The sequence below is a fragment of the Pseudomonas sp. MWU349 genome (genome assembly GCF_017947325.1).
Classification (GTDB): domain Bacteria; phylum Pseudomonadota; class Gammaproteobacteria; order Pseudomonadales; family Pseudomonadaceae; genus Aquipseudomonas; species Aquipseudomonas protegens.
The window spans coordinates 279,376-298,806 of record NZ_JAFEVP010000006.1; the positions used below are offsets into that span (position 1 = coordinate 279,376).

General features: G+C 60.3%; 22 protein-coding genes and 1 tRNA gene. 8 read left to right on the forward strand and 15 right to left on the reverse strand.

Annotated features, from left to right (window positions below; genetic code table 11):
* Positions 1–41: 41 nt before the first annotated feature.
* From rbsD to KCG88_RS24495, 7 genes are all read right to left on the reverse strand, one after another.
* Positions 42–446: a D-ribose pyranase gene (rbsD, locus tag KCG88_RS24465; protein WP_047336225.1), complete on the reverse strand. Its 405-nt coding sequence runs from the start codon at positions 444–446 to the stop codon at positions 42–44.
* Positions 443–1,360 (reverse strand): ribokinase, encoded by a 918-nt coding sequence (gene rbsK / locus KCG88_RS24470; protein ID WP_047285102.1) that lies wholly within the window; start codon positions 1,358–1,360, stop codon positions 443–445. The genes rbsD and rbsK overlap by 4 nt, the downstream gene beginning before the upstream one ends.
* A gap of 24 nt (positions 1,361–1,384) precedes the next feature.
* The gene (locus tag KCG88_RS24475; protein ID WP_210713319.1) at positions 1,385–2,407 is read right to left on the reverse strand and encodes a LacI family DNA-binding transcriptional regulator; all 1,023 of its coding nucleotides are present in this window, start codon (positions 2,405–2,407) and stop codon (positions 1,385–1,387) included.
* Positions 2,408–2,410: 3 nt separating this feature from the next.
* Entirely contained in the window at positions 2,411–3,385 is a 975-nt protein-coding gene (locus tag KCG88_RS24480) for an ABC transporter permease (RefSeq protein WP_011060408.1), read from the reverse strand.
* Entirely contained in the window at positions 3,382–4,935 is a 1,554-nt protein-coding gene (locus KCG88_RS24485; RefSeq protein WP_210713320.1) for a sugar ABC transporter ATP-binding protein, read from the reverse strand. Before KCG88_RS24485 ends, KCG88_RS24480 begins: the two co-directional genes overlap by 4 nt.
* A 57-nt stretch (positions 4,936–4,992) precedes the next feature.
* A complete protein-coding gene (locus tag KCG88_RS24490) occupies positions 4,993–5,949 on the reverse strand; it encodes a sugar ABC transporter substrate-binding protein (protein WP_047336223.1) in 957 nt (318 codons plus the stop codon).
* A gap of 272 nt (positions 5,950–6,221) precedes the next feature.
* The gene (locus KCG88_RS24495; RefSeq protein ID WP_047285095.1) at positions 6,222–6,671 is read right to left on the reverse strand and encodes a hypothetical protein; all 450 of its coding nucleotides are present in this window, start codon (positions 6,669–6,671) and stop codon (positions 6,222–6,224) included.
* Between the two features lie 338 nt (positions 6,672–7,009).
* Between KCG88_RS24495 and KCG88_RS24500 the strand changes: the two genes are divergently transcribed.
* The 3 genes from KCG88_RS24500 (at position 7,010) to KCG88_RS24510 (ending at position 9,249) form a co-directional block, all read left to right on the forward strand.
* Positions 7,010–8,098, forward strand: a complete 1,089-nt coding sequence (locus KCG88_RS24500; protein WP_011060404.1) for an asparaginase — start codon at positions 7,010–7,012, stop codon at positions 8,096–8,098.
* A gap of 187 nt (positions 8,099–8,285) precedes the next feature.
* Positions 8,286–8,555, forward strand: coding sequence for a DUF1654 domain-containing protein (locus KCG88_RS24505; protein ID WP_015634917.1), 270 nt, complete (start codon positions 8,286–8,288; stop codon positions 8,553–8,555).
* Positions 8,556–8,559: 4 nt separating this feature from the next.
* On the forward strand, positions 8,560–9,249 hold the full coding sequence (locus KCG88_RS24510) for an endonuclease I family protein (RefSeq protein WP_047285093.1): 690 nt from the start codon (positions 8,560–8,562) through the stop codon (positions 9,247–9,249).
* Positions 9,250–9,300: 51 nt separating this feature from the next.
* Here the strand turns inward: KCG88_RS24510 and KCG88_RS24515 are convergent, their stop codons facing one another.
* Complete coding sequence (locus KCG88_RS24515; protein ID WP_047336221.1) at positions 9,301–9,651, reverse strand: hypothetical protein; 351 nt, start codon at positions 9,649–9,651, stop codon at positions 9,301–9,303.
* Between the two features lie 265 nt (positions 9,652–9,916).
* Between KCG88_RS24515 and csrA the strand changes: the two genes are divergently transcribed.
* On the forward strand, positions 9,917–10,111 hold the full coding sequence (csrA, locus tag KCG88_RS24520; protein WP_007920550.1) for a carbon storage regulator CsrA: 195 nt from the start codon (positions 9,917–9,919) through the stop codon (positions 10,109–10,111).
* A 237-nt stretch (positions 10,112–10,348) separates the two neighbouring features.
* Here the strand turns inward: csrA and KCG88_RS24525 are convergent, their stop codons facing one another.
* From KCG88_RS24525 to KCG88_RS24550, 6 genes are all read right to left on the reverse strand, one after another.
* Positions 10,349–10,789 (reverse strand): VOC family protein, encoded by a 441-nt coding sequence (locus KCG88_RS24525; RefSeq protein WP_047285090.1) that lies wholly within the window; start codon positions 10,787–10,789, stop codon positions 10,349–10,351.
* 79 nt (positions 10,790–10,868) lie between these two features.
* The gene (locus tag KCG88_RS24530) at positions 10,869–11,330 is read right to left on the reverse strand and encodes a DUF2214 family protein (RefSeq protein WP_210713386.1); all 462 of its coding nucleotides are present in this window, start codon (positions 11,328–11,330) and stop codon (positions 10,869–10,871) included.
* Positions 11,331–11,493: 163 nt separating this feature from the next.
* Positions 11,494–12,960 carry a glycosyl hydrolase family 18 protein gene (locus KCG88_RS24535; RefSeq protein WP_047336220.1) on the reverse strand — a complete coding sequence of 489 codons (1,467 nt, stop codon included), beginning with the start codon at positions 12,958–12,960 and terminating at the stop codon, positions 11,494–11,496.
* A 45-nt stretch (positions 12,961–13,005) separates the two neighbouring features.
* Positions 13,006–13,635: a lytic polysaccharide monooxygenase auxiliary activity family 9 protein gene (locus tag KCG88_RS24540; RefSeq protein ID WP_047285086.1), complete on the reverse strand. Its 630-nt coding sequence runs from the start codon at positions 13,633–13,635 to the stop codon at positions 13,006–13,008.
* A gap of 343 nt (positions 13,636–13,978) precedes the next feature.
* Positions 13,979–14,329 carry a hypothetical protein gene (locus tag KCG88_RS24545; RefSeq protein ID WP_210713321.1) on the reverse strand — a complete coding sequence of 117 codons (351 nt, stop codon included), beginning with the start codon at positions 14,327–14,329 and terminating at the stop codon, positions 13,979–13,981.
* Between the two features lie 88 nt (positions 14,330–14,417).
* On the reverse strand, positions 14,418–14,738 hold the full coding sequence (locus KCG88_RS24550; RefSeq protein ID WP_047285081.1) for a helix-turn-helix transcriptional regulator: 321 nt from the start codon (positions 14,736–14,738) through the stop codon (positions 14,418–14,420).
* 273 nt (positions 14,739–15,011) lie between these two features.
* Between KCG88_RS24550 and KCG88_RS24555 the strand changes: the two genes are divergently transcribed.
* The 3 genes from KCG88_RS24555 to catB all read left to right on the forward strand — a co-directional run bounded on the left by KCG88_RS24555 (position 15,012) and on the right by catB (position 17,539).
* Complete coding sequence (locus KCG88_RS24555) at positions 15,012–16,145, forward strand: RNA ligase RtcB family protein (RefSeq protein WP_210713322.1); 1,134 nt, start codon at positions 15,012–15,014, stop codon at positions 16,143–16,145.
* Positions 16,145–16,762, forward strand: coding sequence for a peptide chain release factor H (gene prfH, locus KCG88_RS24560; RefSeq protein ID WP_210713323.1), 618 nt, complete (start codon positions 16,145–16,147; stop codon positions 16,760–16,762). The genes KCG88_RS24555 and prfH overlap by 1 nt, the downstream gene beginning before the upstream one ends.
* A gap of 141 nt (positions 16,763–16,903) precedes the next feature.
* A complete protein-coding gene (catB, locus tag KCG88_RS24565) occupies positions 16,904–17,539 on the forward strand; it encodes a type B chloramphenicol O-acetyltransferase (protein ID WP_210713324.1) in 636 nt (211 codons plus the stop codon).
* A 142-nt stretch (positions 17,540–17,681) separates the two neighbouring features.
* Here the strand turns inward: catB and KCG88_RS24570 are convergent.
* Positions 17,682–17,758, reverse strand: a tRNA-Val gene (locus tag KCG88_RS24570).
* Positions 17,759–17,945: 187 nt separating this feature from the next.
* Here KCG88_RS24570 and KCG88_RS24575 point away from each other — a divergent pair.
* Entirely contained in the window at positions 17,946–19,229 is a 1,284-nt protein-coding gene (locus KCG88_RS24575; protein ID WP_210713325.1) for an FAD-binding oxidoreductase, read from the forward strand.
* Positions 19,230–19,431 lie beyond the last annotated feature (202 nt).

A 19,431-nucleotide genomic window follows, 5' to 3' on the forward strand; every position in this document is an offset into this window, starting at 1 on the left:
GCGCACTCCTTGTGCAAGATGGAAAAAGACCCGACAGCGGCCTAGAAGGTCACCCCGGCAATCAGGGCGATATTGCAATACGGCTGGCACTCCCCGGTACGGATCACCGCACGAGCCTGGCGGCTGAGCACCTTGAAATCCTCGTGGCTCATGAGCTGCCGCTGCCCCAGCTCACCAGAGGCAGTCATGGCTTCAAGCGCCGCCAGCGGCGTGGGCTGATTGAGCAGAATTTCTTCGGCCAGCACATGACGCTCCACCTGCATCTCGCTGAGCAACACCTTCAAGGTAGTGAGAAAGTCGGGAACGCCGTGGGTCAGCGCCAGGTCGACCAATTCCACGCCCGGGGGCACCGGCAAGCCAGCATCGCCGATCACCACGATGTCGCCGTGGCCCAGGGACGCGATCAAGCGTGACAGGGCAATGTTGAGCAAAGGTGTCTTTTTCATGAAGGGATAAACGCCTGAACGTCGGACAGCGTGGGAATGGAAGGTTGCGCACCGGCGCGCGTCACCGACAGCGCCGCAGCCATCTGGCCAAAGCGGATGGCCTCGGCTTCGCTCTTGCCGGCAGCCAGGGCCGCGGCAAAACCACCGACAAAGGTATCCCCCGCCGCCGTGGTATCGATGGCCTTGACCCTGGGCACCGGGAAATGCTCGAAACGCTGGCCATCGGCAAACAGCGAGCCTTGTGCACCGAGGGTGATGATCACCTTGCCAGCACCGGCGGCGATCAAGCGGCTGGCAGCCACTTCAGCGCTCTCCAAGGAGTCCACCGCTACCCCGCTCAGGGCTGAAGCCTCGCTCTCATTGGGAATCAGGTAGTCGATCGCGCCATACCACTGCGCTGGCAGCGGGCCACTGGCCGGCGCCGGATTGAGGATCACCGTCTTGCCCAGTTCACGCCCGCGCTTGAGGGTGTAGCCCACGGTCGCCAGCGGCACCTCAAGCTGGCAGATGATGACTTGCCCATCCTGCAGCACCCCATCGAACCCGGCGACCTTCTCGGGAGTGAGCTGGCCATTGCCGCCAGCGACGATGACAATCGCATTCTGGCTGCTGTCATCCACCACGATCAGCGCCACCCCACTGGAGCCTTCGACCACACTCACCGCCTGGCAATCGATCTGCTCGGCCAGCAAGGCTCCTCGCAGTTGCTCACCATAGGCATCGTCGCCGACACAGCCGACCATCGACACCTGCGCCCCCAGCCTGGCCGCAGCTACCGCCTGATTGGCGCCCTTGCCACCGGATACGGTGGCGAAGGATTTGCCAATCAGCGTCTCACCCCCTCGGGGCAGGCGCTCGGCCCGAGTCACCAGGTCCATGTTGAGGCTACCCACTACCACTACTTTTGCTGACATACATCGGTACTCAATCAGTTGGGTTCAGCGGTATTCGGCGAAGGCGCCACCGAGCGGCGCCGTCGACTCCCGCAAGACGATATTCGGCGTGACGATGCGCTGGTCGACCGGCAGCTCACGGCAGGCGATCCGCCGCAGCAGCAACTCTGCCGCGGTTTCCCCCAGTTGCAGGATCGACTGGCCGACCGTGGTCAGCGCCGGGTAGACGTAGCGGCTCATGAGGATGTCGTCGAAGCCGATCACTGAAAGCTCGCTGGGCACGCAGATATTGCGCTCCGCTGCCGCGCGCAGCACCCCGATGCCCATCATGTCGTTGCCTGCGAAAATCGCGCTGGGCGGCTGTCCGCCATCGAGCAACTGCGCCGCTGCGCGATAACCACCAGTGCTACTGAAATCACTTTCCAGGATGCGCTCGGCAGGCGCCTCGACACCGGCCTCACGCAGCGCCTGCTGGAATCCTGCCAGGCGCATCTGCGCCACGCTGGTATTGCCCGGGCCGCCGATGCAGGCAATATCCCGATGCCCCAGCTCCAGCAGGTGTCGGGTGGCCAAGTAGGCACCGTGCTGGTGGTCGATACGCACCAGGTCCGCGTTCACCCCTTCCAGCCCACGGTCGACAATCACCATCGGCGTGCGCACGCCGGCCAGCCCCTGGGCCAGGCCGCTATCGCCACCGGCCGAGGTGACAATCAACCCGTCGATACGTTTTTCCAGTAACACCCGCAGGTAGTTGCGCTGCTTCTGCGGGTTGTCGTCGGAGTTGCAGAGGATCACGCAGTAGCCGTTGCGTTCGCAATAATCCTCGATCCCCCGAGCCAACTCGGCGAAGTACGGGTTGAGGCTGTTGGGTACCAGCAAGCCGATGGTGGCCGTGGTCTTGGCCTTCAGCGAACGCGCCACCGCGCTGGGCACGTAGTCCAGGCTCGCGATAGCGGCCTCGACCTTGACCCGAACTTCCTCACTGACTGGCCGCGTCTTGTTCAGCACATGAGACACCGTGGTGTAGGAAATCCCCGCCAGCGCCGCCACATCCTTGATTGTTGCCATGAATCAAACCCGCCGATTGGCGCGCTGGCTGCGATAAGTGTCCAACACCACGGCAATCACGATGACCGCACCAGTGATGATGCGCTTGGTCGGTTCGGATGCGCCGATTTGCGCCAGGCCCGCAGCCAGCACGGAAATAATCAAGACGCCGAAGAAGGTACTGATCACCGAACCGCGCCCGCCCATCAGGCTGGTGCCGCCGATCACCACCGCAGCGATGACTTGCAACTCCAGACCGGAGCCCGCGTTCGGGTCTGCCGCTTCCAGGCGAGAAATCTGAAACAGTGCAGCGATACCTGCCAGCAACCCCATCAGGCTGAAGACCAGGATCTTGTAGGGTTTGGGGTTGATCCCCGCCAGACGCACCGCCTCTTCGTTGGTACCGATGCCGATCAGGTAGCGGCCGAACACGGTGCGGGTCAGCACCGCCTGGGCCAGGAAAATAATCAGCAGGGCAATGATAAACGACGGCGAAATGCCGAAGGCAATCGGATTCGACAACCAGGCGAAGGCGTCACCGATGTAGGCGGTGCGTGAGCCCGTCATCTGGTAGGCCACGCCGCGGGCCATTTCCAGTACACCCAGAGACACGATGAACGAAGGAATGCGCCAGGCCACGGTGATCGAACCGGTCACGGTTCCCGCCAGCGCCGCGCAAGCCATGCCCAGCAACGCCGCGGGCACCACGCTCCAGCCCCAGCCGAGAATCGCCACGCTGACGGTCGACGCCGCCAGGGCCAACACCGAGCCCACGGACAGGTCGATGCCACCGATGATCAGGACGAAGGTCATGCCCACCGCCAGCACCATCAGGTCGGGAATCTGGTTGGCCAGGGTACTGAAGGTGTCATAGGACAGAAAATGGCTGCTGAGCAGAGAGAACAGCACGATCATCCCCAGCAGCGCCCCCGCCAACCCCAGGTAAGTGCCGAGGCCGTAGTAGTGGCCGCCTCGCTTGCCGCTTGCTGCAGTTTTCATGATGCATTCCTAGGCGCCGCTTCATCGATCAGCGCATCTCGTTTTTGATAGCCGGCAAATGCTGCGGCAAGCAGTTCATCCTGGGTCCAGCTGTCGCGCTCGAAGGTATCGATCAGCCGCCCGGCCGAGAGCACGCCGATGCGATCGCAGATCAGCATCAGCTCGCGCAGGTCGCTGGACACCACCACAAGGGCCTTGCCCTGGCGGGTCAACTCCCCCAACAGGCCGTAGATATCGAACTTGGCGCCCACATCGATGCCTCGGGTCGGCTCATCGAACAACAGCACCGAACAGTCGCGTTCCAACCAGCGGCCGATCACCACCTTCTGCTGGTTGCCACCGGACAGCTCGCTGACCAGTTGCGCTGGGCTGGAACTGCGGATGCGCATGGCATCGATCTGCCGCCGCGCCAATTGCTCCTCGTGCTGGCCATCGACCAGGCCGCTGCTGGAAATCGCCGGCATGTTGCCCAGGGCGATATTGGCGCTGATGGACTGGGTCAACAGCAGACCTTCACCCTTGCGGTCCTCGGTAATCAGGGCGATGCCGTTGGCCACCGCATCAACCGGCGAGCGGATGCTCACCGGGCGCGCCGGAGTGCCCAGGGCGATGGTGCCGCTGTCCGCGACATCGGCACCGAAGATCAGGCGCAGCAGCTCGGTGCGCCCTGCCCCGATCAACCCGGAAATCCCGAAAATCTCGCCGCTGCGGACCTCGAAGGACACATCGCGGACTTTGTCCGAGCGGCTGAGGTTGCTCACCGTCAAGGCCGGCGCACCGATCCGGCGCTCGCCCAGGTCGATGTGCTCGCCCAGCTCGCGGCCCACCATCAGGTTCACCAGTTGCTCGCTGTTGTAGTTGGCCATCGGCTCGACACAGACCAGACAGCCGTCACGCAATACCGCGATGCGCTGGGCAACCCGGGCCAGCTCTTCCAGGCGATGGGAGATATAGATGATCGACACCCCGCGGGCCTGCAGGCGGGTGATCTGCTCGAAGAGCATTTCTACCTCGCGGGACGTGAGCATGGCGGTGGGCTCATCGAGAATCAGCACATGGCAGTCGCCGATCAGGTTACGGGCGATCTCCACCATCTGCTGGTGGCCGATGCCCAGCTCGCCCACCAGGGTGTCGGGGTCGATGGCGTCCAGGCCGACCTGGGCCATGGCCTCGATCGCCGCCTTGCGCAATTGCCGGCGGCTGATCCAGCCACCATTGCTGGGCAGGTTGTCGAGGAACAGGTTCTCGGCCACCGACAGGGTCGGGAGCAGGTTGAGCTCCTGCATCACCATGCGAATGCCCAGATCCTCGGCCTGGGCGCGACTGCCCGGACGATAATCCTGACCATTGAACTGCATGTGCCCTGTGGTGGGGCTGACCAGGCCACCGATGATCTTCGACAGGGTGCTCTTGCCGGCGCCGTTCTCGCCGGTGAGCGCCAGCACTTCACCGCGCAACAGCGTCAGGTCGATACCGGTCAATACCGGTTGCGCATAAGTCTTGCCGATACCGCTGACCGATAGGACAGCGTTGGCAGGAGAAACTGACATAGGAAACTCTCCACGCGCCCGCCCAACCGGGCGAGCGCCGTTGTACCGCCGCAATGACTACTGAGTGACCAGCTCAACCGGCGTTTCGATCACGCCATTGGTGCCGCTGTCGACTTTCTCGCCCTTGAGGATCTTCAGCGCGGTCTCGATACCGAACACCGCCTGCTTGGCAGCGAACTGATCGGCAGTGGCCAGCACCCGGCCATCCTTGAGCATCGGCTTGATGGCGTTGATGTTGTCGTAGCCCACGACCTGCACCTTGCCTGCCTTGCCGGCAGCCCGGACCGCCGAAACCGCGCCTACCGCCATGCTGTCGTTACCGGCCAGCAATGCCTTGAGGTTCGGGTATTCGCTGAGCATGGCCGAGGCCACACGGTTGCCGGCGTCGATTTCCCAGTCGCCCGACTGCAGCGACACCACCTTGATCTGCGCAGCTTCCATTGCATCCTTGAAGCCGGCGGTGCGCTGCTGCGCGTTGGTGGTGGTGGAAACCCCTTCGATGATTCCCACTTCGTCACCGGCCTTGAGTTGCTTGGCCAGGTACTCACCCACCAGACGCGCGCCCTTGCGGTTGTCCGGGCCAACGAAAGGCACACTGATGTTCTTGCTCTTCAGCACGCCGGGGTCGAGCTGGTTGTCGATGTTGATCACCGTGATCCCGGCATCCACGGCCTTCTTGATCACCGGAACCATGGCCTTGGAGTCGGCCGGGGCAATCACCAGGGCGTTGACCTTGGAGACGATCATCTGCTCGACGATGCGGATCTGGTTGGCGGTATCGGTTTCGTCCTTGATGCCGTTGGACACCAGGTCGAAATCGGCGGAATGCTCTTTCTGATAGGCCTTGGCACCATCTTCCATCGTCAGGAAGAACTCGTTGGCCAAGGATTTCATGACCAGGGCGACCTTGGGTTTCTGCGGGGTATCGGCTTGAGCCGAGGAGAGAGGAAGGGCCGCGGATGCAGCGGCGAGAACGGCGACAGCGAGGAGACGTCCAGCAAAGGGCAGCTTCATGGGTTCACTCCGATCTTATGATTATTGTGAGCAGCGTTCGTCAGACGGAGCCGCCAGGTTGGCAGCGCCACTGGCCAGCGGCGAACCTTGGAAAGATAGACGATTATCCTTGTCCGAAGGCCGCGCAAACGTTTGCGTAAAACGAACTATGCGAACCTCGCCAGCGTTTGTCAACGCTGTTCAAGTCAAGAAAAAGGAGGGTAAGCAGCGATCCGAAACCGACTGCCAAAAGAAAAACCTGTCCAGAAAATGCTCCCGGACAGGCGAGTGATTCAAGCGGTGGTATTCACCAGGCTGCCAGAGGACGCGTCCTTGGCCAGTTCGCGCACCAGGTTGCCCGAGACTTCTGCCAAGGCACCGTTGGTGTCCGCGATCTGCCCTTGAATGGCCATGACCGTGGTCTGTTTGGCCTCAGGGGTTGGATAGTTGGCGGCCTGGGCGGCGGCCAATTGCTGTTGCTGCTCCCTGAGCTGCTGCTGCAGTTCCTGCATGCGCTTGAGCAACATCTTTACCACTATGCTCTGGTTACCTTCGTCCGAGCCTTCGCGCTCAGACTTTTCGGCCTGCTGGCTGGAACCGACCCTGAGGGTACCCGACTCGTCGGTACCCAACGCCGTAGACGCCTGTTCGGCGGCGGCATTACTCAATGCATCGATGGTCGCGGGCGACTTACCATTGATCAGAATGGCTCCTGCCCCTGGAAATCCTACTGACAGTGACATGGGAACTCCTGGTGAAAAATCCTAAAAGGATCATCGACCGCTGCAGAACAATCTTTAATGGATGAGCGAAAAGTCATCCCAGAACTTGGGACAAGCATTTTCGGATTGCCGAACGCGCCGCCGTGAAAACGTTCGGAAACCCGGACACCGCATGACTTCCCACCCATAAAAATAGAAATAAAATTGATATAAATCAGTAACTTAAAATAGTTATCCCGCCAAGGTAGCGCTGGTACAGATCCTGCTCCACCCTCGCTGCCCCGGCGCATACAGATCTGCCGCCGAGGTGTTTCTAGATGAACCTGCATCAGCACCGTCTCACTACTAGAGAGAAAATAATGAAATCTGCCTTCAAATCCTTCGCCCCGGGCGCTTTGGCCCTCCTCCTGCTTCTACCTGCAGCCCTGCAAGCCAAAGAAGCTGAAACCCAACAGAAACTGTCCAACGTCGTGGTTCTCGCCACTGGCGGCACCATTGCCGGCGCCGGCGCCAGCGCGGCCAACAGCGCCACCTACCAGGCGGCCAAGGTCGGTATCGAACAACTGATCGCCGGCATCCCCGAGTTGAGCCAACTGGCCAACGTGCGTGGCGAGCAAGTCATGCAGATCGCCTCGGAAAGCATCACCAACGAAAACCTGCTGCAACTGGGCCGCCGCGTTGCCGAACTGGCCGACAGCAAGGACGTCGATGGCATCGTCATCACTCACGGCACCGACACCCTGGAAGAAACCGCCTACTTCCTCAACCTGGTGGAAAAGACCGACAAGCCCATCGTTGTGGTCGGCTCCATGCGCCCGGGTACCGCCATGTCGGCTGACGGCATGCTCAACCTGTACAACGCCGTGGCCGTGGCTGGCAGCAAGAATGCCCGCGGCAAAGGCGTACTGGTGACCATGAACGACGAAATCCAGTCCGGCCGCGATGTGAGCAAGATGATCAACATCAAGACCGAAGCCTTCAAGAGCCCATGGGGCCCGCTGGGCATGGTGGTGGAAGGCAAATCCTACTGGTTCCGTCTGCCAGCCAAGCGCCACACCATGGATTCGGAATTCGACATCAAGAACATCAAGAGCCTGCCTGACGTAGAAATCGCCTACGGCTACGGCAACGTCAGCGATACCGCCTACAAGGCCCTGGCCCAAGGTGGCGCCAAAGCCATCATCCACGCCGGTACCGGCAATGGCTCGGTGTCTTCCCGTGTGGTCCCTGCCCTGCAGGAACTGCGCAAGAATGGCGTACAGATCATTCGTTCTTCCCACGTCAATGCCGGCGGTTTCGTACTGCGCAACGCCGAACAACCTGACGACAAGTACGACTGGGTTGTGGCTCATGACCTGAACCCGCAGAAAGCCCGCATCCTGGCCATGGTCGCCCTGACCAAGACCCAGGACAGCAAGGAACTGCAACGCATGTTCTGGGAATACTGACAGCCCTCCTGCTCGACCGGCCCCGGCCGAGCCTGCTTGCAACCACTCGCCCGCCCGGGCGGGTGGTTCCCCTCCTCTCCCCCCTGCAAAAAAATCTGCTCTCCTCGTGAGACAAATGCATAAAGCGTGGTCAGAGGAACTTCTTGAATTTTAAGCAGTTGCGAAATGCCTTACAGTTAAATACTGTATGCACGTACAGCTTAATAAGGAATGTTCCGTGGCCACGACCCAAACGCCCCTCAGCTCCTACGAACGCCTGGGTGTGCGCATCCAGAAAATCATCAACTCTCCCACCGCACAAAAGGCCAAGGCCGCGCTGATCTTCCGCCTCGCCGATGAGCCACAGGATGAGTGGGAACGCCTGCTGGAGGAGATCGCCGAAAACGACAACGTCACCCTCGCCTACCGCGACGATGGCGGTGTGCAGATTTTCTGGGTCGTGCCGAAGGAAGATTGAGTCGATGAGTGCCCGTTGTTTTACCCTGCTGTTGCTGTTTCTCGCCTGTACCGCCCAAGCCGATGCGCCCCGCACCTTCAGCGAAGCCAAGAAAGTCGCCTGGAAGCTCTACGCCCCCCAATCCACCGAGTTCTATTGCGGCTGCAAGTACACCGGCAATCGAGTGAACCTGGCGGCCTGCGGCTATGTGCCGCGCAAGAACGCCAAGCGCGCCGAACGCATTGAGTGGGAACACATAGTGCCGGCCTGGCAGATCGGCCATCAGCGTCAGTGCTGGCAGCAAGGCGGACGCAAGAACTGCACCCGCACCGATGCGGTCTATCAGCGCGCCGAAGCCGACCTGCACAACCTGGTACCGAGCATTGGCGAAGTGAATGGTGATCGCAGCAACTTCAGTTTCGGCTGGCTGCCGGAGCAATCGGGCCAGTACGGCTCATGCCTGACCCAGGTCGACTTCAAGGCCAAGAAGGTCATGCCCCGCCCCTCGATTCGCGGCATGATCGCCCGCACCTACTTCTACATGAGCAAGCAGTACGGCCTGCGCCTTTCCAAGCAGGATCGGCAGCTCTTCGAAGCCTGGAACAAGACCTATCCAGTCCAGCCCTGGGAGCGCCAGCGCAATCAGAGCGTGGCTTGCGTGATGGGGCGCGGCAATGAATTCGTCGGCGCAGTCAATCTCAAGGCTTGTGGCTGAATGCAGATCGCCCGCGGATGGCGGGCGATCATTGAGCCTATGGAAACGGGCTTACTGCGCGGCTTGATGCTCGATAACCGTGACTTCGATGTCACGCTTCTTGGCCTTGACCAGCTTTTCGGTCACTTCATTCTTCTTCGCCTCGGCCTCGGCCTGGGAAGCAAACGGACCGACCACGACCAGACGCTTGCCGTCCACGGTCACCACATTGGAAATCACCCCGTGCTCAATCAGCCAGCCGGTCAGGTCACTCACCGCCAGGGGTAGCGGGCTGCCCACCAGCACATCCCATTGCGGCCCGGTCGAGGCCGGCTGGGCCTGTGCTGCCACCGCCGTGCTCTTGTTCGCTTCGACCCGCTTGCCTTCTCCACAACCGGCCAACGCCAATACCGCCATCATCATCGCTACTGTGCGCACAACCTAACCCCTAGAAAGTCTGAGGCGGCGATTTTAGCACTCATGGCCCGAGAGACCTCGTCGCAAAATCGGACCGAAACAGGAAGAATGATATTAATTGCCTATGTATAGTTGCGCCTTGGGAATTAATAGATCTTCTGCGCGTCAGAAAGAGGCACCCACTCAGTGGAACTTCGCACTAATCTATACCTAAGACCGACCTCTGCACTGTTTGAATCTGGTGCCCTACAAAGCTATCAAGGAGAAGATCATGCTGATACTCACCCGCAAAGTCGGTGAAAGCATAAACATCGGTGACGACATTACGATCACCATTCTCGGCGTCAGCGGCCAGCAAGTGCGCATTGGTATCAACGCGCCAAAAGACGTCGCGGTACACCGTGAAGAAATCTATCAACGCATTCAGGCAGGCCTGACCGCTCCGGACAAACGCGAAACCCCTTGAACAGCATGAGCACCAGCCTTTTGCCCGCGCACAACGGCTGGCGCAGCGCCTGTCTTGTTTGCCTTGAGCTTTTCCCCGCAGACGGCCTGCACACCCTCGCCCGGTTGCAGCCACAGCAGATCCCGCCCATCAGACTGTCGCCAACCACTGATTATCGCCCTTTCGCGATAGCGAGCCCGACCGTTGATTACCGACACACGCCGCCGCTGCATTGCAGGCGGCGCACCGGTGCGGCGGTCAGGCGCCCACTGCCGGTTCCACAGGCTTGAAGCCCAGGTCCTGGGTAAAGCGCAGCAGGTAGCCATCCGGGTCGAGTACCAGCAGGTTCAACTCGCCGTGCAGTAATTCGTCGTGACGGTACCAGCACTCCTGAATCTCTCGACGCAAGGCAATGCCCGCCCGCGCCAGGGCGGCTGCCAACTGGCGAATATCCGGGCACTCGATGGACAGGTTCATGCCGCGGCCAAATGGAGCCTGCAAGGGCCCCACGCGCCACTCCGATTCCTGCTGGTCATCCTGCTCCAGCATCAGTTGGGCACCATTGAGGGAGAGGAAGGCAAAGAAGTGTTCCGGCCGCTGATACTCCACCTTGAAGCCCAGAAGATCGCAGTAGAAGGCCAGGCTGCGCTGCAGGTCGGTGACCAGCATCTCCGGCACCAGGTCATTCATTTGAAACATCGAAGGCTTCCATTGCGCATTGATAGAGCCGCGAATCTACTCTCAAGCAGCCACGCAGTGCAGCCCCGCTTACCAATGATTACAACGGAGCCCAGGTCACCCCACGCGCCATGCCGCTGGCGGCGATGACCATCAACACCATGAGCAGGGCTTGCGCATCGCTGATACGGGCGAACAGCAGGGCCCGCCCGATCTGTGGCGCCACCCCTCGCCCCAGGGCCATACGCCAGCGGATCAAGGTCAGCATCGGCAGGACCTCCAGCAACAGGATGATCACCAACAGCGTCATCTTCAGATGGAACAGCGGCTGGTGCAGGTAATACTCCGTACCCTTGCCGTAACCGCCAAACGCCCGCAACAACCCGGTGATCAACAACACCGCGGCCATCAGCCCCCAGACAGTGTCGGCCCGCAACACCTGCCCGGGCGCCGCAGCGCCGTCGCTCAGGCGCCGCAATGCCCAAGCGCGCGCCAGTACCCCGGCAAAGGCACTGGCAAACGCCAGCAAATGCAAGGCCGCCAGCAACCATTGCTGCAACATCGAGCTCATCTCCGCTTGATTGATCGACACACCCGGGCAGCTCAGTAATAGCTCATAACCCGGGCTGTTGCCGGCCAGCGGAAGTGAAAAAGGCGGCTCGCACGGATCGACAACTTCCGCGAGAACCGCCTGGCCACTCGACTTCATCAATGGCCGTCACCACTCAGCCATGACGCTCCTGCAGCACCTTGCTCCACAGGGTGAACGCTACGGGCGGCGTCCAGCCCGGGTTGGAGGTGTGCTCCTGGAGGCACAGGTAACGATTGCCTTCGTAAGTCACTCCATCCTCCCTGAGGTAGTGCTGGCTGGTGCGCCACTCGGGAAAGCTCGGATCGACCGCACCGCCCGCGGTCCTGGCACTCACACTGCGGCTGGGGAGCGACTCCTGGCCCTGAGTGTCGGTGGCGGTCACAAAATAGCTGTATTGGGTGTCCGCACTGAGCCCCTGATCCTCGAAGCCCGGAGAGGGAGTGCGAGCGACCGCATTGCCGTCGCGGTACAAGGTGTAGAACTCCACCGGCCGCACACTGCCGGAAACGCCCCAGCTCAGGCTGACGCTGCTGCGACTGGTGCCCAGTACCATCAGGTTTCCAGGAGCACCTGGGCGCTCCGGCTCACCGCCATCGCCATGGATCAGCGGCGCATAGCGATGACGAAACTCCCAGTTGTAGGGCACGCCTTGCCGACTGACGCCGGCATCCCAGTTCACGGACCAGGTCATCAACCCCTTGATGGCATGACCGGCGCCCTGCAAGCGCTTGAACGCATTGCTCACCGCCGACGGGTCGATCACATAGCCGGTGGCCGCAGCATCGACGTTGCTTGGCAGGCCTATCACCAGCTTGTCCGCGGCAATACGGGTGAAACCGCGGGTACCGGAGGCCAGGCTTTCGCTCAGGTAGTAGAGGAAATCCTCTTTCATCGCGTCATTGTTCTGGGCGATCCAGGCGCCCTGCCCGCCATTGGCCTCCTGCACCCAGAGTCCGTCGCCACCCTGGTTATAGAACTGCGGCGCAACAAAGTCGTAATAGCCTTCCAGGGCCTGCAGGTAGGCCACGTACTTGCCATTGCTGGTCAGGTAGGGAAATTCCGGCGCCATGCTGATGATGAAGTGCTTGCCCTGGCCGGCGTAATGATCCTTCACCAGCTTCAAGGCGGCAGGCAGCACGCTCTTGTTGTCGGCAAAGTCGATGGCGCTCTGCTCCAGGTCGATATCCAGGCCATCGAAGCCGTAGGTTTCCACCAGACGGATGATTTCGTTGGCCAGGGGCTGCTCGTTGCCCTTGTGCAATTCGATATGGGCATCGGCGCCGCCCAGGGAGATCAACACCGCCCGGCCCTGGCTGTTGAGCACGCCCACCTGGCGCCGGAACTCGGCGTCCGAAAGGTTGTAGGGCTTGAAGGTGGGAATACCGTTGCCCTTCATGAAGGCCACTGCAACCACGTTGTATTCCTTGGGCACGTCCACCAGATCCAGGTTGGCGAATTGCCCCTGCTGGTAGCCATCGCTGTGACCGGCGGCCCAGTTGTGCCAGAAGCCCATGAGCACCTTCTTGCCGGCAATGCTCGGCATCAGGGAAGCAGCATCTGCGGCCTGAGTCTTGATTAATGCAAAATCGATCTTATCCACGTTCTAATCCTTCAGAACTGTCAGAAAATGTTAACTACCTGCAACTTATTTAAAGTCCAGATCGAAAGCCTGATAAAAGCCGTTGCCGGTATTGGCAACAATCCACACCAGCACTACAACATGGTGGCCCTTTTTATTTTTGGGCAGCACAACTTCATGATGAGTCTTGGCTTTCAATACCGAACCAAACTTGTCGAATGGCACTTCGGTGTAGAAGTCCTGATAAAAAGCCTGGGGCTCCAGCTGGGCGCGACTGATGCGCTGTTTCGGGTCCCAGCCGTCCTTGGTAATGAACCAGTTATAGCCCCGGGTAACGTGAGGGGCGGTGTATTCCCACTGCACCTGGAATACCTGGCCCGGGTTCACGTTCACCAGCGGCCAGGTGAAAGGCCGGTTGATCTTTTTCGACATTTCCTCGTTGGTAAAGTTGATGCAATCGCGTTCATCAACCTTGCCGCCACTGAGAATATGACCGTCGGCGGGTGGTGCAACACTGGCCACATCGCTATCGTAAGGCTTTGGGAAAGGACCGGCGGCAAGGGCCGGAAAGTTTTTCCCGCCTTCCATCTCGTTGACCTGCCAGGTTCCCAGCAGCCCCAGCTCCACCGCTACCGCACCGCGGCTGGACGGGGAAACAACACGACCATGTTTTAGTTGAGCCTGTGGCTTATTCATATCTTTCACTCCATTGATTAATTAACTACAGCTCCTTATTGAGCACCCTCAACTTAGCGCACTTTTCCCTGCTTTTTTCATCACCACAAAAACTAACCATTCAGGACAATTTACAAAAGTCCGCCCCAGCCCCCTTAATCCCTGGACTTCCTTATTTCAACTGACAGTTTGAAGAGGCAATGTATTACACGCTTTGCTACAGGCTTATTGGGTGTCTCCACAGATTGCCAATAACAGCTGGCCTGACCAGCTGGAAACCCTTCCCCAGAAATGACAAAACCCGGCCAATGCCGGGTTTGTACCTGCTAGCGTCAAATGCCAACGCCAGTAATGATCCGCTGCGTTACAGGCAGGTCGCCAGCGCCGCCAGGCGGCGCTTCGAGACATAGCTGTCTGCAACCGCATAAAAGTGGACGGTGGTCGCCGCGGCCTCAGTCTTGATATCGACAAAGGTCTCGGCGGAACGGGTATACACGGTATACCCCCCAGCCTTGCCCGGTTGCAGATAAGCAGCGGCATCGACACCAAAGACCGACTCGTCCTGCCAGGCGAACTGCACACATTGCGCCACCAGTTGATCGGCCTTGGCCGAGGCCAGGGTTTTGTTGGGCGTTCGGGCCCGAGCTTCATCCATGGTAGAGCTCGCACAGCCAGCCAATAGCGCCGCCACCATTACCGCCATCAAAACCCGCATGCTGCCTCCTCGTCCTGAAAACGCGAGAGTATCGCTCAGGCCGCGTTAAAAAGGCGCGCGAACAGCAGAAAAACTCCCTCGCGCCCACTCAGCACTCCGCCAGGGAGGACGCGAGCTGGGCGATCGCCTCCTGGTCCTCATCTCCGAGGTGGCGGTAGTTCTGAATAATGGTGCTTTCATCCAGGCTCAGGCTGCCCTCGGACACGCGCGAGCGTTCGCCGGTCAACACATAAAGCAGGTCTACGCCGTGGCGCCCGATGGCCATCAGGTAATCCGATTTGGGCACCCGCTCACCGCTCTCGTAACGCCCCTGGGCATTGGCTTCAACGCCGCCAATGGCACCGAATTCCTGCTGGGAGAGCCCCAACGCCTTGCGCTGTTCTTTCAAGCGCTCACCAAAGGTCTGCATAACCATCCTCATTCAACAAGGTGATGGTTTTACGACCGTAGCGGCCGCAAAAGGTGCACTTTGCTTGCCCACACCATTGCCAGCCCCCAGGTAAAAGATTAACCTGCGCGCCCTTTCCACACTTTTGCCAAGGAGATCCACCATGCAACAGCTGATCACCCCTTGCAGGACGTGCCTGGTTTAAACGCTGCAACCGCTACCCGCTAGCGCCTTCGCTTAACCCCCGCTTCGTCCTGCCACTACCTGAATATTTTTTCCAATCAGGAATTGGACATGGACACTTGCATCCGTCATTTGTCGAACGGCGTCTCTCTGATCGCCTCCGACACCACCTGGATCGAAGACAAAGCGCTCCAGCAACTGCACACCACCGCACAACTGCCCGGCATGCGCCAGGTCGTCGGCATGCCCGACCTGCATCCAGGCCGTGGTTATCCGGTGGGCGCGGCATTTTTTTCCACCGAAGTGGCCTACCCGGCGCTGGTGGGCAACGACATCGGCTGCGGCATGGCGCTGTGGCAAACCGACCTCTCCAGCATTCGCCTCAACCTCGACAAGCTGGAAAAGAAAATAGGCAATATCGACCTGCCCCTCGATGAACAGTGGGATGAACAACGCGCGCAATTGGCATTGCCCGTCAGCGGTCATGAGCACTCCCTGGGTACCATCGGCGGCGGCAACCACTTCGCCGAACTGCAACAACTCGATCAGGTCCATGACGCCGACGCCCTGCAAGCGCTGGCACTGGACCCGAAAGCCTTGCTGCTGCTGGTGCACAGCGGCTCCCGAGGCCTGGGAGAAGCCATTTTGCGTAGCCACGTCGACCAACACGGCCACAACGGCCTGTTGATGACCAGCACCGCCGGCGCCCAGTACCTGGAGCAGCACGACCAGGCTTTGCGCTTTGCCGAGGCCAATCGACGACTGATCGCCGAACGCCTGCTGCACAATCTGCGGGCCAAGGGCCAGCCGCTGCTGGATATCAATCACAACCTGGTGTCTGCGGCGCAGGTCGACGGTGTATCGGGCTGGCTGCATCGCAAGGGCGCCACACCCTCGGACCAGGGGCCGGTGGTGATTCCCGGCTCCCGTGGCGACTACAGTTACCTGGTGCAACCGCTCCCCCAATCGTTCAGCCTCTACTCCCTGGCGCACGGCGCCGGGCGCAAGTGGCTGCGCAGCGACTGCAAGGGCCGGCTGGCAACGCGCTTCAGCTTCGATCAACTCAAGCGCACCCAGCTGGGTAGCCGAGTGATCTGCGAGGACCGCGGCCTGATGTACGAAGAGGCTCCCGAAGCCTACAAGAGCATCGACAGCGTGGTGAGCAGCCTGCGCGACGCCGGCCTGGTGAAGATCATCGCCCGGCTCAAACCGGTACTGACCTACAAACGCCGGGGGTGCTGCTGATGATGTTGCTACAGCTGTCCTCCGCCCAAGGGCCTGCCGAATGCGAATTGGCAGTAACCCACGCACTACGCCGCCTGCATCACGAAGCCGAAGCGCAGAACGTACGCCTCGGCATCATCGAGAAGATTGCCAGCCAGACCCGCGACGCCCATCGCTCGGTGCTGGTCAGCCTGGATGGCGAGCACGCCGCAAACCTGGCTCGACGTTGGACAGGCACCCTGCTGTGGATCTGCAAAAGCCCTCTGCGGCCCGCACATCGACGCAAGAACTGGTATTTCGCCGGCCAACCGTTCAGCGCCCCGGAAGAAGCCGAGGGCGGCGAGATCCGTTTCGAGGCCATGCGCGCTTCCGGCCCCGGCGGGCAGCACGTGAACAAGACCGACTCCGCGGTACGCGCCACCCATGTGGCGACCGGCATCAGCGTCAAGGTGCAGTCCGAACGCAGCCAGCACGATAACAAGCGCCTGGCTCGTCTGCTGATCCAGCAACGGCTTGCCGATCGGCAAGAGCAATCCGTACAGGAACTGCGCTTGCAGCGTCGTGACGCCCATCACCGGGTTGAACGAGGCAATGCCGTGCGCACCTTCAGTGGCAGCGCCTTCACCCCTCTGGACTGACCCGCCCTGGTACGGGAAGCCGATCGTCACGACGGCTCCCGGAACCAGGTCGTGGCTACAGAGGGCAATACGTAAAAGATCTTGAACCGGTGACCGATGCGGTAACTGCAGAGGACGCTGAAGACATGGAGCAGAGTCCCGATGAACAACTCCTTCGAAAGCCCCTTCAGGGGCATCACACTTGATCGGCAAGTCACCCACCCGAATATTCGGGTAGGTCGTTTCAGCTACTACTCAGGCTACTACCACGGCCATAGTTTCGATGAGTGCGCGCGCTACCTGCCCTACGAGGAAGGCGCGGACAAGCTGATAATCGGCTCCTTCTGCTCAATCGGCTCGGGAGCCGCATTCATCATGGCCGGCAATCAAGGGCATAGAAGCGAGTGGATCAGCACCTTTCCCTTCTACTGGATGCCCGAGGAGCCGGCCTTCAAGGGCGCACAGAATGGGTATCAAGCTGCTGGCGACACGGTGATCGGCAATGACGTGTGGATCGGTTCCGAAGCCATTGTCATGCCAGGCGTCAGGATCGGCGATGGCGCCGTGATAGGCACTCGAGCCCTGGTGACACGGGACGTGGAGCCCTACGCAATCATCGGCGGCAACCCCGCCAAGATGATTCGCAAGCGCTTCGATGATCGGCGTATCGAGATGCTTGCGGAAATGCAGTGGTGGAACTGGAGCAGCGAGCAGTTGAAAGCAGTGATGCCACTGATGACCAGTGCCAATGTCGAGGCGCTGTTTGAATATTGGCAGAAGCACATTCGCCCCGACTGATCACTGGCCAAGCTCGCAACGAGCTGCGATATCAGTGGGCTTCTGGGCAAATCGTGCAAAGCCATCAAAATGGCCAGAAACAAAAAAGGGGCTCACCTTTCGGTGAACCCCTTCTAGACCGCCCAGCAGAGCGGATTTTGTTTGGTAGGCGCGATTGGACTCGAACCAACGACCCCCACCATGTCAAGGTGGTGCTCTAACCAACTGAGCTACGTGCCTGCTGTGAGGCGGCATTCTACGGAATTCCAAAGGGGTGTCAACACCTTTTTTGCAGCTAAGCCTATGAATATGCGAATTTTTTAATTTTCGCGGGATGAAGAAGTTTTTTCTTCTGTCTGGCAGCTCATTTGCAACTCAGGTAGCATCGGCGCACTCGTAAAATATATTAAACACATGAGGTCGCAGGATGGCGAACATTCCCTACCCACAGTCCTATTACGCGGCATCGGCCAATGCGGCTCCGGAACGTCCGATGCTCCAGGGCGAGATTGAAACCGATGTCTGCGTGATCGGTGCGGGTTATACCGGCCTGTCCAGCGCCCTGTTCCTTCTGGAAAACGGCTTTCGTGTGACCGTACTGGAGGCCGCCAAGGTCGGCTTTGGCGCCTCAGGGCGCAATGGCGGGCAGATCGTCAACAGCTACAGCCGCGATATCGACGTGATCGAACGCAGCGTCGACCCCAAGCAGGCACAACTGCTGGGGCAGATGGCCTTCGAGGGTGGCCGGATCATTCGTGAACGGGTGGCCAAATACCAGATCCAGTGCGATCTGAAGGACGGCGGTGTATTCGCAGCGCTGACCAGCAAGCAGATGGGCCATCTGGAGTCGCAGAAGCGCCTGTGGGAGCGCTACGGCCACACCCAGCTGGAGTTACTGGATGAGCGGCGTATCCGCGAAATCGTGGCCTGTGATCAATACAAAGGCGGCATGCTCGACATGAGCGGCGGCCACATCCATCCACTGAACCTGGCACTGGGTGAAGCGGCTGCCGTGGAGTCACTGGGCGGCACCCTGTATGAACAATCCCCGGCAATCCGCATCGAGCGCGGCGCCAATCCGGTGGTTCACACCCCCCAAGGAAAAGTCCGCGCCAAATTCATCATCGTTGCCGGCAATGCCTACCTGGGCAATCTGGTTCCGGAGCTGGCAGCCAAGTCCATGCCGTGCGGCACCCAGGTCATCACCACCGAACCCCTGAGCGATGAGCTGGCAGCCAGCCTGCTGCCCCAGGATTACTGCGTCGAAGACTGCAACTACCTGCTGGACTACTACCGCCTCTCCGGCGACAAGCGCCTGATTTTCGGTGGTGGCGTGGTGTATGGCGCCCGCGACCCGGCGAACATCGAGGCCATCATCCGGCCGAAGATGCTCAAGGCCTTCCCGCAACTGCAGAACGTGAAGATCGATTACGCCTGGACCGGCAACTTCCTGCTGACGCTGTCGCGCCTGCCCCAGGTTGGGCGCCTGGGGGACAATATCTACTACTCCCAGGGCTGCAGCGGCCACGGCGTGACCTACACCCACCTGGCCGGGAAGGTCCTGGCAGAGGCCCTTCGCGGCCAGGCTGAGCGCTTTGACGCCTTTGCCGACCTGCCCCACTACCCCTTCCCCGGCGGCCAGTTGCTGCGCACGCCATTCACCGCCCTGGGCGCTTGGTACTACAGCCTTCGGGACAAGCTCGGTTTCTGAAAGCCGGACCTCCTTACAAGCACAAAAAAACCGCCGAGAAGGCGGTTTTTTTGTGTTCGCTCAGCAGCAAGTAAAAGACGCTGCCAAAGAACGAATCCCGAAAACAAAAAACCCCGGTCTTGCGACCAGGGTCTTTGCTATCGATGCGAAGCAAGCTGTTGGCTTGTTTCGTTGCTCCAAGGCGTTCAGTGTTCCTTGAGGC

Bases quoted from the DNA above. Each gene is read 5' to 3' on its own strand.
- rbsD (WP_047336225.1), bottom strand. From the start codon at position 446: ATGAAAAAGACACCTTTGCTCAACATTGCCCTGTCACGCTTGATCGCG.
- rbsK (WP_047285102.1), bottom strand. From the start codon at position 1,360: ATGTCAGCAAAAGTAGTGGTAGTGGGTAGCCTCAACATGGACCTGGTG.
- KCG88_RS24475 (WP_210713319.1), bottom strand. From the start codon at position 2,407: ATGGCAACAATCAAGGATGTGGCGGCGCTGGCGGGGATTTCCTACACC.
- KCG88_RS24480 (WP_011060408.1), bottom strand. From the start codon at position 3,385: ATGAAAACTGCAGCAAGCGGCAAGCGAGGCGGCCACTACTACGGCCTC.
- KCG88_RS24485 (WP_210713320.1), bottom strand. From the start codon at position 4,935: ATGTCAGTTTCTCCTGCCAACGCTGTCCTATCGGTCAGCGGTATCGGC.
- KCG88_RS24490 (WP_047336223.1), bottom strand. From the start codon at position 5,949: ATGAAGCTGCCCTTTGCTGGACGTCTCCTCGCTGTCGCCGTTCTCGCC.
- KCG88_RS24495 (WP_047285095.1), bottom strand. From the start codon at position 6,671: ATGTCACTGTCAGTAGGATTTCCAGGGGCAGGAGCCATTCTGATCAAT.
- KCG88_RS24500 (WP_011060404.1), top strand. From the start codon at position 7,010: ATGAAATCTGCCTTCAAATCCTTCGCCCCGGGCGCTTTGGCCCTCCTC.
- KCG88_RS24505 (WP_015634917.1), top strand. From the start codon at position 8,286: ATGCACGTACAGCTTAATAAGGAATGTTCCGTGGCCACGACCCAAACG.
- KCG88_RS24510 (WP_047285093.1), top strand. From the start codon at position 8,560: ATGAGTGCCCGTTGTTTTACCCTGCTGTTGCTGTTTCTCGCCTGTACC.
- KCG88_RS24515 (WP_047336221.1), bottom strand. From the start codon at position 9,651: ATGATGATGGCGGTATTGGCGTTGGCCGGTTGTGGAGAAGGCAAGCGG.
- csrA (WP_007920550.1), top strand. From the start codon at position 9,917: ATGCTGATACTCACCCGCAAAGTCGGTGAAAGCATAAACATCGGTGAC.
- KCG88_RS24525 (WP_047285090.1), bottom strand. From the start codon at position 10,789: ATGTTTCAAATGAATGACCTGGTGCCGGAGATGCTGGTCACCGACCTG.
- KCG88_RS24530 (WP_210713386.1), bottom strand. From the start codon at position 11,330: ATGTTGCAGCAATGGTTGCTGGCGGCCTTGCATTTGCTGGCGTTTGCC.
- KCG88_RS24540 (WP_047285086.1), bottom strand. From the start codon at position 13,635: ATGAATAAGCCACAGGCTCAACTAAAACATGGTCGTGTTGTTTCCCCG.
- KCG88_RS24545 (WP_210713321.1), bottom strand. From the start codon at position 14,329: ATGCGGGTTTTGATGGCGGTAATGGTGGCGGCGCTATTGGCTGGCTGT.
- KCG88_RS24550 (WP_047285081.1), bottom strand. From the start codon at position 14,738: ATGCAGACCTTTGGTGAGCGCTTGAAAGAACAGCGCAAGGCGTTGGGG.
- KCG88_RS24555 (WP_210713322.1), top strand. From the start codon at position 15,012: ATGGACACTTGCATCCGTCATTTGTCGAACGGCGTCTCTCTGATCGCC.
- prfH (WP_210713323.1), top strand. From the start codon at position 16,145: ATGATGTTGCTACAGCTGTCCTCCGCCCAAGGGCCTGCCGAATGCGAA.
- catB (WP_210713324.1), top strand. From the start codon at position 16,904: ATGAACAACTCCTTCGAAAGCCCCTTCAGGGGCATCACACTTGATCGG.
- KCG88_RS24575 (WP_210713325.1), top strand. From the start codon at position 17,946: ATGGCGAACATTCCCTACCCACAGTCCTATTACGCGGCATCGGCCAAT.